11 protein-coding genes and 1 pseudogene are annotated in these 14,106 nt (G+C 39.9%); 11 read left to right on the top strand and 1 reads right to left on the bottom strand.

Annotated features, from left to right (window positions below; all coding sequences use genetic code 11):
• The first annotated feature begins 181 nt into the window (after nt 1-181).
• The 4 genes from OCV82_RS12625 (at nt 182) to OCV82_RS12610 (ending at nt 5,561) form a co-directional block, all read left to right on the top strand.
• A complete protein-coding gene (locus OCV82_RS12625) occupies nt 182-1,744 on the top strand; it encodes a S41 family peptidase (RefSeq protein ID WP_154044721.1) in 1,563 nt (520 codons plus the stop codon).
• A 234-nt stretch (nt 1,745-1,978) separates the two neighbouring features.
• Nucleotides 1,979-2,650, top strand: a complete 672-nt coding sequence (locus OCV82_RS12620; RefSeq protein ID WP_154044720.1) for a succinate dehydrogenase/fumarate reductase cytochrome b subunit — start codon at nt 1,979-1,981, stop codon at nt 2,648-2,650.
• Between the two features lie 124 nt (nt 2,651-2,774).
• Nucleotides 2,775-4,757, top strand: a complete 1,983-nt coding sequence (locus OCV82_RS12615; RefSeq protein ID WP_154044719.1) for a fumarate reductase/succinate dehydrogenase flavoprotein subunit — start codon at nt 2,775-2,777, stop codon at nt 4,755-4,757.
• 48 nt (nt 4,758-4,805) lie between these two features.
• Nucleotides 4,806-5,561 (top strand): succinate dehydrogenase/fumarate reductase iron-sulfur subunit, encoded by a 756-nt coding sequence (locus tag OCV82_RS12610; RefSeq protein ID WP_154044718.1) that lies wholly within the window; start codon nt 4,806-4,808, stop codon nt 5,559-5,561.
• Nucleotides 5,562-5,825: 264 nt separating this feature from the next.
• On the opposite strand, the pseudogene OCV82_RS12605 reads toward OCV82_RS12610, so the two are convergent.
• Nucleotides 5,826-6,326, bottom strand: a pseudogene (locus tag OCV82_RS12605) (hypothetical protein).
• Between the two features lie 403 nt (nt 6,327-6,729).
• On the opposite strand from OCV82_RS12605, the gene OCV82_RS12600 reads away from it, so the two are divergent.
• From OCV82_RS12600 to OCV82_RS12575, 7 genes are all read left to right on the top strand, one after another.
• The gene (locus tag OCV82_RS12600; protein ID WP_154044717.1) at nt 6,730-8,358 is read left to right on the top strand and encodes a helix-turn-helix domain-containing protein; all 1,629 of its coding nucleotides are present in this window, start codon (nt 6,730-6,732) and stop codon (nt 8,356-8,358) included.
• Nucleotides 8,359-8,612: 254 nt separating this feature from the next.
• Nucleotides 8,613-9,353, top strand: coding sequence for a DUF3575 domain-containing protein (locus OCV82_RS15215; RefSeq protein ID WP_154044716.1), 741 nt, complete (start codon nt 8,613-8,615; stop codon nt 9,351-9,353).
• Nucleotides 9,354-9,362: 9 nt separating this feature from the next.
• Nucleotides 9,363-9,728 (top strand): DUF3575 domain-containing protein, encoded by a 366-nt coding sequence (locus tag OCV82_RS15210; protein ID WP_154044715.1) that lies wholly within the window; start codon nt 9,363-9,365, stop codon nt 9,726-9,728.
• Complete coding sequence (locus tag OCV82_RS12590; RefSeq protein ID WP_154044714.1) at nt 9,725-10,768, top strand: DUF5119 domain-containing protein; 1,044 nt, start codon at nt 9,725-9,727, stop codon at nt 10,766-10,768. The genes OCV82_RS15210 and OCV82_RS12590 overlap by 4 nt, the downstream gene beginning before the upstream one ends.
• A gap of 49 nt (nt 10,769-10,817) precedes the next feature.
• Nucleotides 10,818-11,807 (top strand): fimbrillin family protein, encoded by a 990-nt coding sequence (locus OCV82_RS12585; RefSeq protein WP_154044713.1) that lies wholly within the window; start codon nt 10,818-10,820, stop codon nt 11,805-11,807.
• Nucleotides 11,808-11,961: 154 nt separating this feature from the next.
• Nucleotides 11,962-12,909: a fimbrillin family protein gene (locus OCV82_RS12580; protein ID WP_154044712.1), complete on the top strand. Its 948-nt coding sequence runs from the start codon at nt 11,962-11,964 to the stop codon at nt 12,907-12,909.
• A 23-nt stretch (nt 12,910-12,932) separates the two neighbouring features.
• On the top strand, nt 12,933-13,973 hold the full coding sequence (locus OCV82_RS12575; protein ID WP_154044711.1) for a FimB/Mfa2 family fimbrial subunit: 1,041 nt from the start codon (nt 12,933-12,935) through the stop codon (nt 13,971-13,973).
• The last annotated feature ends 133 nt before the right edge of the window (nt 13,974-14,106 follow it).

The raw sequence follows: 14,106 nt of genomic DNA, 5'->3' as shown, positions 1-14,106 counted from the left end.
TTCAATATAAAATGGACGCACGCTTTGATTAAAACGGACGCCCGTTTAAACTGAAACGGACGCACGTTTTGACTAAAACGACAGAGCGTTTTTGGGAGTCTCTTGAGGCCCTGATTCAGGCGCCTGTTTTTTCGCATTTGGATGATGTCATTTTGACCTCATCGTCTAAAAAAAATAAGATATGAAACTGAATTTGTTTTTTACATTATCCTTGTTATTGGGAGCAACTTTTATGGTTGAGGCTCAGAATAAATTATTGAATTCTCCTGCCAGAAAACTACAGCTGGCAGAGTTCGCCATTGCCAATCTATATGTTGACGATGTAGATGAAGACAAGTTGGTGGAAGATGCCATAATAAAGATGCTCGAGGAACTGGATCCGCATTCCACTTATTCCGATCCTGAAGAAGTCAAGAAGCTGAACGAGCCGCTGGTAGGTAATTTCGACGGTATCGGAGTTCAGTTCAATATGGCTACAGATACACTTTTCGTAATCCAACCGGTGTCTGGAGGTCCCTCTGAGAAAGTCGGTATTCTGGCAGGCGACCGTATCATAGAAGTCAATGATACTGTAATAGCCGGAGTGAAGATGAGCACAGAGGAAATAATGCGTCGTCTTCGTGGCCCTAAAGGAACAAAAGTCAATCTGAAAATTATGCGTCGCGGAGTGAAGGAACTGTTGCCTTTCACCGTTAAGCGCGACAAGATACCTGTTTACAGCCTTGATGCTTCGTATATGATGACCAAGACTACAGGCTACATACGTATAAGCCGCTTTGCAGCCACTACTGCCGATGAGTTTGAAGAAGCATTGCATAAGCTTCAGGAAAAAGGTATGCGCAACCTTATCCTCGACCTTCAGGGAAACGGAGGCGGCTATCTGAATGCTGCCATCGAAATAGCCAACCATGTGTTGGAGAAGGGCGAACTGATAGTCTATACCGAAGGAAAGCGTAATCCGCGTACAGAGTTCAAGGCCCGTGGAAACGGCGATTTCCGCAATGGCAAGCTCGTAGTTCTGGTAGATGAGTTCTCCGCTTCGGCAAGTGAAATCGTTACGGGAGCCATTCAGGACTGGGACAGAGGAACTGTAGTGGGCAGACGCACATTCGGTAAAGGACTCGTACAGAGACCTATCGATCTTCCTGACGGCTCTATGATACGTCTCACCGTGGCACGCTATTACACTCCTTCGGGCAGATGCATACAGAAACCATACGAAAGCATAGAACAGTATAACAGAGACCTTATAGAGAGATATAACCGCGGCGAGATGCAGAGTGCCGACAGCATCCACTTCCCTGACTCTCTGAAAACCAAGACATTGAAAAAAGGACGCATAGTATATGGCGGTGGAGGTATAATGCCTGACTACTTTGTACCTATCGACACTACTTATTATACCGACTATTATCTGGCATTGCGCGACAAGGGAGCCATCGTGCAGCAAAACCTGAAACTGATAGACGCAAACCGCAGCGAATGGAAAGAAAAATACAAGACATTCGACCGTTTCAACAAGCGTTTTGAAGTTACTGACAAGATGCTAGCCGATCTGATAGCCCTTGGCAAGACTCTGGGTGTGGAATATAAGGAGGACGAATACAAGACTGCACTTCCTCTTATAAAAACTCAGCTTAAAGCCCTTATTGCCCGCGACCTATGGGATATGAACGAGTATTTCCAGGTTATAAACTCGATGAACGAAACGGTGCAGAAAGGACTTGAGTTGGTAGAAGATTAGTTACGAGTTGACAAGTTGACGAGTTGACAAGGCTACCATCCGGATGGAGAACCTCGTCAACTTGTAACTGAAGCCTTGTCAACTAATACCTGAAATCTTGTCCCCTCAAATTAAAGAATTATTTCCTTAATTGTTTGTAATAATGATGGAAATAGCCTAACTTTGCCAAGTCTAAGAACCATTAATAAAGACTATTTTAGTTTTAATTATTAAATAATTTAAAATCAATCATTTATGTGGTTAAGTAATTCATCTATTGGTAGGAAAGTGGTGATGAGCGTTACCGGTATCGCCCTTGTCCTGTTTCTGACATTTCACATGGCGATGAACCTTGTTGCATTGTTCTCAGGTGAGGCATACAACATGGTTTGCGAGTTCCTGGGTGCTAACTGGTACGCATTGGTTGCAACTTTGGCTTTGGCTGCCTTGTTTGTAATTCACATCATCTATGCTTTCTGGTTGACTATCCAGAACCGTGCTGCACGTGGTAACGAACGTTACGCAGTAACAGTTAAGCCAAAGAACGTAGAATGGGCTTCACAGAACATGCTTGTTCTTGGTATTATCGTGATTTTGGGATTGGCTCTTCACTTTGCCAATTTCTGGTACAAAATGCAGTTCGCTGAAATCATCGGCGACCCTATGATGGGCGGTCTTCATGCAACTGACGGCTATGGTTACATTATGCAGACATTCTCAAACCCTGTATTCTTTGTATTGTACCTGGTTTGGTTGGCTGCTCTTTGGTTCCATCTTACTCACGGATTCTGGAGCTCTATGCAGTCTTTGGGTTGGAACAACAAGACTTGGATCAACCGTTGGAAATGCATCTCTAACATCTATTCAACAATCATCGTGTTGGGATTTGCTCTTGTAGCAATCGTATTCTTCGTAAAAAACTTGTAATAAGTTTTTGAGTTTTTGAGTTCTTTAGTTTTTAAGTTTGCTGATTTCACAAACTCACAAACTAATAAACTCATATTACAAACTCATAAACTCTTAAACTCACAAACTAAAATTGAAAAACATTATGACTAAAGTTTTAGATTCTAAGATTCCTGAAGGCCCAATAGCTGAGAAATGGACTAACTATAAAGCTCACCAGAAATTGGTGAACCCGGCTAACAAACGCCGCTTGGATATCATCGTTGTAGGTACAGGTTTGGCAGGTGCTTCTGCTGCCGCTTCACTTGGTGAAATGGGATTCCGTGTATTCAACTTCTGTATCCAGGACTCTCCACGTCGTGCACACTCTATCGCTGCACAGGGTGGTATCAATGCTGCTAAAAATTATCAGAACGACGGTGACTCTGTATATCGTCTATTCTACGATACAGTGAAAGGTGGTGACTATCGTGCTCGTGAAGCTAACGTTTACCGTCTTGCCGAAGTTTCTAACAATATTATCGACCAGTGCGTTGCACAGGGTGTTCCTTTCGCTCGCGAATACGGTGGTACACTTGCAAACCGTTCTTTCGGTGGTGCTCAGGTGTCACGTACTTTCTACGCTAAAGGTCAGACCGGACAGCAGTTGCTTCTTGGCGCATACTCTGCATTGAGCCGCCAGGTAGGTGCCGGAACAGTTAAATTGTTCACTCGTTACGAAATGCTCGACGTGGTTTTGGTCGAAGGTCGTGCACGCGGTATCATCGCAAAGAACCTCGTAACAGGTAAACTTGAACGTTTCGCTGCCCACGCAGTAGTTATCGCTACAGGTGGATACGGTAACACTTACTTCCTTTCTACTAACGCTATGGCATGTAACGTAACAGCTGCCATGTCTTGCTACCGTAAGGGAGCTATGTTCGCTAACCCAGCTTACGTTCAGATTCACCCAACATGTATTCCTGTTCACGGTGACAAGCAGTCTAAGCTTACATTGATGTCAGAATCACTCCGTAACGACGGTCGTATCTGGGTTCCTAAGAATATTGAAGACGCTAAAGCACTTCAGGCAGGAACTAAGAAGGGTAGTGATATCCCTGAAGAAGAACGCGACTACTATTTGGAACGCCGTTATCCTGCATTCGGTAACCTTGTTCCACGTGACGTTGCTTCACGTGCAGCTAAGGAACGTTGCGACCACGGTTACGGTGTAAACAACACAGGTCTTGCCGTATTCCTTGACTTCTCTGAAAGTATCGAACGTCTTGGTCTTGATGTTGTTCGTCAGCGTTACGGTAACCTCTTCGATATGTATGAAGAAATCACAGACGTTAATCCGGGTGAACTTGCAAAAGAAATCAACGGACGCAAATACTACAACCCAATGATGATTTATCCTGCTATCCACTATACAATGGGTGGTATTTGGGTTGACTATGAACTTCAGACAACTATCAAGGGTCTGTTCGCAATCGGTGAATGTAACTTCTCTGACCACGGTGCTAACCGTCTTGGTGCATCTGCATTGATGCAGGGTCTTGCTGACGGTTACTTCGTATTGCCTTACACTATCCAGAACTACTTGTCAGACCAGATTACAGTTCCTCGCTTCTCTACAGATCTTCCTGAATTCGCTGAAGCTGAAAAGGCTGTTCAGGCTAAGATTGACCACCTGATGAACATCAAGGGTAAGAAGTCAGTTGACTCAATCCACAAGGAATTGGGCCGCGTAATGTGGGAATATGTAGGTATGGGACGTACTGCAGAAGGCTTGAAGACAGGTTTGGCTCGTCTGAAAGAAATCCGTAAGGAATTCGAAACAGAACTGTTTATCCCTGGAGCTAAAGAAGGTATGAACATCGAACTTGACAAGGCATTCCGTCTTGACGACTTCATCACTATGGGTCAGCTTATCGCTTACGATGCTTTGAACCGTGAAGAATCTTGTGGTGGTCATTTCCGTGAAGAACACCAGACTGAAGAAGGTGAAGCTAAGCGTGATGACGAAAACTTCTTCTATGTAGCTTGCTGGGAATACCAGGGAAGCGACGACAAGGCTCCTGTACTTTATAAGGAACCATTGGTTTACGAAGCAATCAAAGTACAGACTCGTAACTACAAGAGCTAATTGAGCTAATCTGAGACGAAGTAAAACAATTTAAAGAAAAGAAGTAAAATGGATAAAAATATATCATTTACGCTGAAAGTATGGCGTCAGAACGGACCTAAGGACAAAGGTCATTTCGATACATTCCAGATGAAAGACATTCCGGGTGATACTTCATTCCTCGAAATGCTCGATATCTTGAATGAAATGTTGATTGAAGAAGGTAAAGAACCTATAGTATTCGACCACGACTGTCGTGAAGGTATCTGCGGTATGTGTTCATTGTACATCAACGGACATCCACACGGACCTGCAACAGGTGCTACTACTTGCCAGATTTACATGCGTCGTTTCAAAGACGGCGATACTATCACAGTTGAACCATGGCGTTCTGCAGGTTTCCCTGTAATCAAGGACTTGATGGTTGACCGTTCTGCATACGATAAGATTATGCAGGCTGGTGGTTTCGTAAGCGTAAATACTGGCGCTCCTCAGGATGCTAACGCAATCCTTATCCCTAAAACAATAGCAGACGAAGCTATGGACTCTGCTACTTGTATCGGTTGTGGTGCTTGTGTAGCCGCATGTAAGAACGGTTCTGCTATGCTTTTCGTTTCTGCTAAAGTCAGTCAGTTGAACCTTCTTCCTCAGGGTAAGCCGGAAGCTTTGCGTCGTGCTAAGGCAATGTTGTCTAAGATGGACGAACTTGGTTTCGGTAACTGTACAAACACTCGTGCTTGTGAGGCTGAATGTCCAAAATGTGTTTCTATCAGCAACATTGCCCGCTTGAACCGCGACTTCATCAAGGCAAAACTGAAAGACTAATATCAGTCATATAGACAAATATCAAAATCCGGTTTCATTGGTTTGAAGCCGGATTTTTTTGGTATGCTCGGCATGAGTATTAGCTAACGGGTGCAAGTCCCTAATGAGCCCTAATAGCGGGAATCATACAGCCAAAAGCAAGGGTGTCCATCGCGAGTTGGAATCTGAAAGAAGCCGGCGGCAAACATCTGGTCTGACGAACAGAAACTTCATATAAGGCATATGACCGTGGGTAAGGTTGCCAAACAAACCAAAGCCCTGTAGCTATTCGGAACGGTTGGTGTAAATGGAGCAGACATAAGATGGAAAGTTAATACCCTTATCCGAGGAGGTCTCACGGACATATGGTGAAGATGAATCATTCGAAGTACCATGATGGAGTAAAGCTTGCCGTGAGAAGTCAGCAGAGGTCGTAGTACCCAAGGCATGTATGCCTATAGGGAAGGACCGAACTTTATTTAAACGACAGAACTGAAAACTACCGTTTGTTAGAATGAATGCATAAAACCAAGACAGAAGTATTGGGCTGCCTTTAAAGAGATAGGACGGAATCCGAAGTGTATAAAGGAGCGCAGACCTACAAATGGATGGTTGAAGATGATGTCGTGGAAGTGTCTTTCGAAGTATTCGAAAGGCATCCATAGTAAAGAACCGCCACGTGCGGAACCGCATGCGTGGTGGTGTGAGAGGTCAGAAAACGAAAGTAGGAAGAAAACTACTTCGTTTTCCTCCTACTCGATTGACATTTTGTGCTGACTTTGCTATATATACTTTGCTTCCGGATTGTAATAATATGGTAAGTATATCTTTTAATGTGAAATATTTTTAAATGAATAACTTTTGTCAGAGAAATATTTGCAAATAATGCGTGTATGTTGTACATTTGCAACGTGATTTTTTTCATAGTATTAGATTTAAGGTTAACAAGGTACGGGGACAAGGCGTTGTCCCCTTTTTTTATTTTTATATGTTCAATCGTCACGAAATATTTCCCCAAGAAAATAGCTTTTTTACAACTAGAAATATATTGGTGTTAAACTTAAGCTTGAAAAGTTAATAATAGTTAATGGGGGGGGGTAAATAAGCTTTTTATATTTTTATCGAAGAAAGATATTATGTTTTAGTGTCTGAATTATTTTGTAGAACCAATAAACTCTAGATATATAACATGTGGTTTGTCATATTGTTACTATTGGTGTTCAATGTTTCACCCTCTTGGGCCTTGGGTGATATATCAGGATCATTTAAATTGCGTGAGATATATGAGACCCCTGAATGTTTGTTGAATAGACTGGACAGTTTGGAAAAGAGCGGTTTTCAGCCGACTTATAAAATAGATTTTCTCCGCAGTTATGCTTATTACTCAATCTCAAGATATAGCATTGCATATGAATATGCCTTATCAACTCTTAAGGATGAAAGAGTGAAAGAGGATGAAACGTTATATAACCGAGCTATTATCTTGCTGGCAGAAAATGCCATTTACTCTTATAGAATAGAAGAGGCGTGCAATATTGTGACAAATGTACTCCTTTATGCCGAAGAGAATGGAAATGAAGTACTGACAGGCAATATGCTTTTCATGGAAGGTCTGCTGTATAGGAAGATAAACAGTCTTGACAAGAGTTATGAGTATCTCAACCGGGCAATTGAAATTTTAGGTAAGAGACCGGAAATAGGTACTCTGCTTAGAATATCCCAGATACGTGGAGTGCTTTGTGATGTTTATGTGTATGATAATAAGTATGATGAAGCTTGGAAGGAAGCCAGAAAAAGAGAAGTGTTGCTTCGGGATTTACGTAGTAAAGGCGAGAGTCTGACGCTTGTTGACAGGCAGGAAGCTTATTTATACAGCAGGTTGGCATATCTTTCGCATAAGCAGGGGAGATATGTTTTGGCAAATGAATATTATCATAAGTTTCTGAAAACCGATTTCTCCAAAAACAAGCTTGGTCTGTTGAATATAAATGACTATCTTTTGGAACTGGGTAATTATCAGGAGGTTATAGATAATAATAAATTTTTCTTCCTAGATGTTGATATGGATGATGTCGTTTCTGTGATTTACCAGAGAGCTTTGAGGCAAAGTGCTGTTGCCTATGAAGGTACAGGCAATTATAAATGGGCTTATACAGCTCTTGAGAAACTTTCCGAAATAAAGGAAAGACATCGTCTGACTATTGACCGTCAGTTTGTTCTTGACAGATATGATACGGCAGAGATATTGCGCTATAAGCAGGATTTGGAGAAAGTGGAAAACGATCTGTCAAAGCGTCATAATCTTCTTATCTTCTTTGTTATTGTCACTGTTTTGCTGCTTGTCTTGTTCGCTTGGGTTTCGTATGACCATAAGCGTCTTAATTCCAGAAACAAGAAGATAACATCTCTTCTTTTGGAATTGCGTGAGGCGAAGGAAGAAACCGAACAGTATCAGATGGAGAATATTGACAGTATTCCGCAGGATAACAGGTTATTCCTGCAATTTGATGAAAAAGTGCGCAATGAAAAACTTTATTTGAACTATCAGATGCAAAGAGATGATTTTGCACGCTTGATGGGAGTAGATAGAAGCAGGTTTGCATCTATTATTAAGGAATACACAGGAGGGGGAAATCTGAATTCTTATCTTAATGATATGCGTTTGGAGTATTCTATATTTTTACTGAAAAATCATCCGGAGATGTCTATACAGGAAATTGGAGAGGCAAGTGCGTTGCCAAGTTCCACTACTTTCTACCGACTGTTCAAGGAAAAGTATGATATAAGTCCCAAAGTCTTCAGAGAACAGTTGAAATAACTTTCCCAAATTGTATATTTTTTATTTCAAATAAACAAAAGAGAATTGTGAATGTGATATTTGTGAGTGCCATTTAATCAAATGACAAATTAAAAATATAAGATGATTAATTGGGAATTTACTGTTTAGGTTAGCAATTCTTATCCTTAGTATCTTTGTATAAAAAATAGAATAATATACAATGCCTAAATTAGGCATCGTTTTTATAAATTGATTCGTTTTATATAAAGGTATTAATAAAAATAAACATTGCTGTGAAACCTGTTTTTCGATATTTGCTTTTTGGGGTATTAGCATTAACATTCTTCTCAAGGAGTGTTTGTGCTGAGAAAGTGGATGATTTTTCTGCATCATCAGACTCCGTTATAATTTTCAGATTTATTCCTAAAGATCTAATGTTTTACGATTCAAATAAGCTTGGCTTCAAAGAATCACTTTTTCGTGCGCTTGATTTGATCAACAGCCATAAAGACGACATCGAGGCAGGTAAGGCAGTGGTAGTGATACATGGTTATAGTACCTCCTTTCCTACATACGATGCCAATAGATCTGCTGCAAAAAATCGTAGCAATCAGGTTAAGTCATATTTTATTACCAACTATTGGATGAAGGAGGATTATTATAAGACTCGCAACCATGTAGAGGCTTATCGCGGACAGAAAGATATCGTAGCCGTGGTAGGAGTGGAATATCTTCCAGGCTATGGCCCGGAGCGCAAGTCACCTGAGTTTGAGCCTTTACAGTCGCAAAGCTCTGTGTCTTCTTCTGCATTCTTGTCTGATTTGACCCCTTCGAAGGCTGTTATACCATCTCAGCCGGTACAGACAGAATATGGCAATGATAAAAACTTCTTCCTTCCACTGATTTTGAAATCAAATCTTGTTTACGATGCCATGCTCGCTCCGTCTTTGGAGATAGAATATGTTATCAACGACCGTTGGTCGGCAGGAGTGGAAACCACTATAGCATGGTGGCATAACAATAATAAACCATGATTCTATCAGATTGCTACTCTCATTCCTGAGGTACGCTATCGCATTGATGCCCGCAAACAAGGACATTATCATAGCATAGGCCTGTTTGGCGGAGCCGGTTGGTACGACTTGGAGTATAAGAAAACCGGTTATCAGGGTGAACTTTGGATGGCAGGACTAAGCTATTCATATTCTTTCCCTATCAATAAATTGCTTGGGTTTGAAGCAGGTGCAGGACTTGGCTTTATGAGTGCAAAATACGAGGAGTATTTGCCTCTGGATGGCCACTTTGCTTATCAGCAGACTACTAAAACAAATTTCTTCGGCCCTTTGCGTTTGAAGTTCGCTCTGGTGTTCGACCTTAACAGATACTTCAAGAAAGGAGGTATGAAATGAAACTTATAAATAAGACTTCATTGTTATTAATGTCGGCACTGATACTGGTAGGATGCCGAAAGGATCTTTGTTATAATCACGACGAGCATGCTCTGAAGGTTAGGACTGAAGTTCAGCCGGACTGGATGCAGGAATGGGAAAATCCATATCTTGGAGGTGAAATACAATTGGATTGGGAAACTATCTGGGAGGAGCAAGGATGGCCGCGTTCTTATGATGAATTCCGTCCTGATGTAGCCGATGGCATACGTTCTATAGTATATAATGATGACGAGAACCATACTATCAGCAATTTGGATAGCGATGGTGGTATAATATCCATGAGCGAGGGACAACATTCTATCTTGTTTTACAACAACGATACCGAGTATATAATTTTCGACAGTACTGACAATTCTGCCATGGCTACAGCCAGCACTCGTACGCGTACCCGTGCCGGATATTCAGCTCCTGAGCTACACGAAGACGAACGTACCATAACTACTCCTGATAATCTGTATGCTTCGTTTGTTCCTGATTATACAGCAGAAAAATCACTTACGCCTGACGGACTGCCTGTAACCATGTTCCCGCGTACATATACTTACCTTGTGCGTTACCGTATAACTTCCGGTCTGCAATATGTATCACAGGCAAAGGGAGCTCTTGCCGGAATGGCAGAAAAAGTCTATCTGCAAGATGGTCATACAGATTCTTCGGCAGCAACTTTGCTTTTTGACTGCAAAGTAGATGATCAGGGTTGTACAGCCAGTGTAACATGTTTCGGCGTACCTAATTTTGAATACAAGACCAACGAATATACTGTTGATTCAGAAAGTCTGAATTTTGTGCTGACACTTGAGGTCCTTCTTAAGAACGGCAAGAGACTGACTTTTGATCGTGATGTCAGCAGAGGAATGCGTCTTCAACCTCGTGGAGGAGTATTGCTGTTCGATAATATTGAGATTTCTGATGAAGACGGACAGGAAGGTTCCGGAGGATTCGATCCTGATGTAGAAGACTGGGGTGATGAAATAGAAGTTCCGTTGCCAATAAACTAAAGAATTTGATAATTAAAATATTAGTCTAACATTTAATTTTATTACGATTATGAAGAAAAGTTTAGTTATTTGTGGAGTGGCAGCTTTGGCACTTGCAAGCTGTACTCAGAGCGAGGTTCTTGAAGTGAACGATAGCAGAGCTATTAATTTCAATGCTTTTGTAAATAAGAATACAAGAGCGGTGACTACTGTAGCAGATTTAAATACAGATTTCTATGTGATAGGCTATCACACAGAAAGTCCAGATTGGACTTCTCCTAAAGAAGCTTTTAAAAATGAGCCGGCTTCAACATTGTATTATTGGCAGCCAGGACATACTTACCGTTTCGGTGCTTATGCAGATGGTTCTAATGGAAAAATCGATAATGCAAAATTTGATGCAAGTACTTCAACTTTAAAATTTGAAGGTTATACTCCAAATGATTCAAAAGACTTGGTTGCAGCTGTTTCTGGAGATGAGTCTGGCAATTTGACAGGAAGTACTGGAAATTATTCTCACGATAAAGTTCAACTTACATTCAAACATATGTTGAGTCAGGTAAAATTCACTATCAGTACAGATGCTGCTGCAGTTTATAAATTAACTATCAGTGAATTAAATATTGATGCAATCAATCAAGGTGACGGAACATATACTGCTGCTGGTGCAAGTTGGAATGTTGCTTCGTATAGTTCAAGTAAAGGTTATTCGTATACTATGGCTAATGAAGGTGTAATATCAAAAGACGTACCTACCTCAGATGTAAAACTTGTTTTGCCACAGTCTAATGACGGATTGAAAGTTACTTTTAAAGCCACTATAGCTGGTGAAAAGCCAAGTGGACAAACTAATTATGAAAAGAACTTTGAAGCAATTCTTACATATAACCATGTTGATGGTAATGTATGGAAACCAGGTTTCTGCTATAACTACACTGCAAAAGTTGATATAGAAGATATAGTAGATAAACCTGAAGATCTTATTAAGATTGAATTTGAACCAACAGTAGAAGAATGGAATGATGTTACTGTACCAGAATTGACTCCATCAGAGAAGTAATAATGAAAATATACCCATGTAGGCTTGGCCGCCTGCATGGGAACTAATAGAGAATAGCTGTTTTTTATCTTCTCTTTGTTATTGTGATAGCCCAAATATCATGTGGCAGAGTGCAGACTAATCTCTTTTTTACTAAAACCTAAAAATAATAGATATGCTGAACCCAATAAAAAAAATATCGTTTGTGTTTTCATGTATCCCTTTATTGCTGGTATCTTGTACTTCAACAGTTTTTGATGAAAGTGATAAATTAGAAAAAGTACCTATAAGTTTTAGTGTTCCACAGACGGTAACACGTGCAGTGGTCAATGACGGAACAGATTTGTCAGACTTTAGAGTATGGGGTTGGCGTAGAGTCAGTAATGATGCTACAGAATATTTTTCTGTTTTTGATGGAGAAAAAGTTACAAAAGATTCCGGTTGGAATTATGAAGGAGGTATTCGTTATTGGAATAAAGGTGAGTTTTATGATTTTTATGCTGTACACCCAGTATACGATGATGTTAATATTGATAATTTGGGCAATATTACTATTAATAATTTCAATTGTTCGGTTATAGGAGAAAATGCTGTAGATTTAATGATTGCTGCAAGACAAAATATGAATATTCCTCAGAAGATAGATTTAAAATTTTCCCATGAATTGTCAAAAGTGAATATTATTGTAAAATCTGAAGGCTCAGATATAATAATAAAAAGTATTTCTTTGATAAATGCAGGTTATTTGGGAAATTTTAGTAGTGATACGTGGAGTATAACATCGAAATCAACAGAGGGTGTTCCTGCCACTTTCTCCAAATCTGATATCCCATTAAATCCTGATGGAACTGAAGTGAACGTATTTGGTGACATGCTGCTCCTTCCATTAAGCAGAACAGACTTTGACAGTATGATAAAGATAGAATACAGCTATTTATACAATGAACAATCTTATGATTCCGGTCCTAAGGAAATAAGTTTAAATACAGCAACAGTGACATCATGGGATAAAGGAGGTAATTATAAATACACTATAACTATTCCAAGGCTTACAGAGGAATTGAAGTTAGATGTTCGTGTATTGCCTTGGGATAAAGTTGATAATGCTAATGTAGAGTGGTAATAAACTTGTAAAATATCGGTGTTATGATTAAGAAATTCAATAAAATTTGCTCTCTTTTATCGGCAATGTTTTTTTTGTCGCTTATAGGAGGATGTAAAAATACGGATGGTTTTGAAAATGTAACCACTACAGATTTGCGCCTTAATATTCCTATGCTTGAAACTGCTACACGAGCTGATGTTGATGGTACAGAACTGGAAAACGAAATTTATACCCTTAGAGTGTTGATAGTGGATAAGGACAATAAACCTTTGCACAATGTACTTTATAATAAAGATCAGTTATCTAATCTGATTATAGAAAAAGTACCTGTAGGTTCTGTGCAGTTTTGGGTAATTGCAAATGAGGCAAGTGTTGGAATGAATTATGACGAAGGTGGTTGGACGGTTGATGATGTGAACGGTGTAAAGAAACTTAGGGTGAATGATACTGAACGTAAATATTTTCCAAAAAGAGGATCGGAATTTGACACCGAAAATTCTAATGAGAAAACAAAAAAAGGCCTCCCAATGACTTGGGGAGGAGTTGTGGAAGTTGTACCTCAAACCTCGGAAGAACCACAGACTGTTAATATTAATCTGGTGCGTAATGTCGCAAAGATTAATATGTATGTAAAGCATTCGTACGATAAAGAAATACAACTGACAAATGTTTCTTTCGGTCCGTTTATGAGTGATTGTATATATATGTTCAAAAAAACAGGTGAAAGCATTCCGGATGTACCCTCAGATGCTAAATATTCACGCATTGAGTATGGAACGGAATTTGGAAGTACCGGATTCCCTATTTCTCTGCCCGGAAAGACACAAACAAGAACTTTGACAATATATGTATATCCGTCATTCTCTACCGTAACAAAAGAACCTTATACATTAGGGTTTGAAAGTACTTTAGGTAATTTCCCTGAAAAACCGATACTGAATAGTGAGGGAAAACTGATAACTGGTATTCAGAGGAACACAATATTGGATATATATGTTACGATTTCTGAAAACAATTTGAGTCTTGATTACAAAGTAAGCGAATGGGGTGAAGAGATAATAGATGTTCCAGATTTCAATTGAAAGCATAATACAATCATTCCGAATTTTATTTGTTTATAAATAGTTCCTATGTTTAAAATCGGAAGTGACGGATAACATAAGATAGCACTAAAAAAGCTATACCATTATAGTTAACTTTGTATATAAGAGAAAA

It is taken from the genome of Bacteroides cellulolyticus, from assembly GCF_025567135.1.
Lineage (GTDB): Bacteria > Bacteroidota > Bacteroidia > Bacteroidales > Bacteroidaceae > Phocaeicola > Phocaeicola cellulolyticus.
The sequence above is the reverse complement of the archived record's forward strand: the minus strand, read 5'-3'. Positions and strand labels throughout refer to the sequence as shown.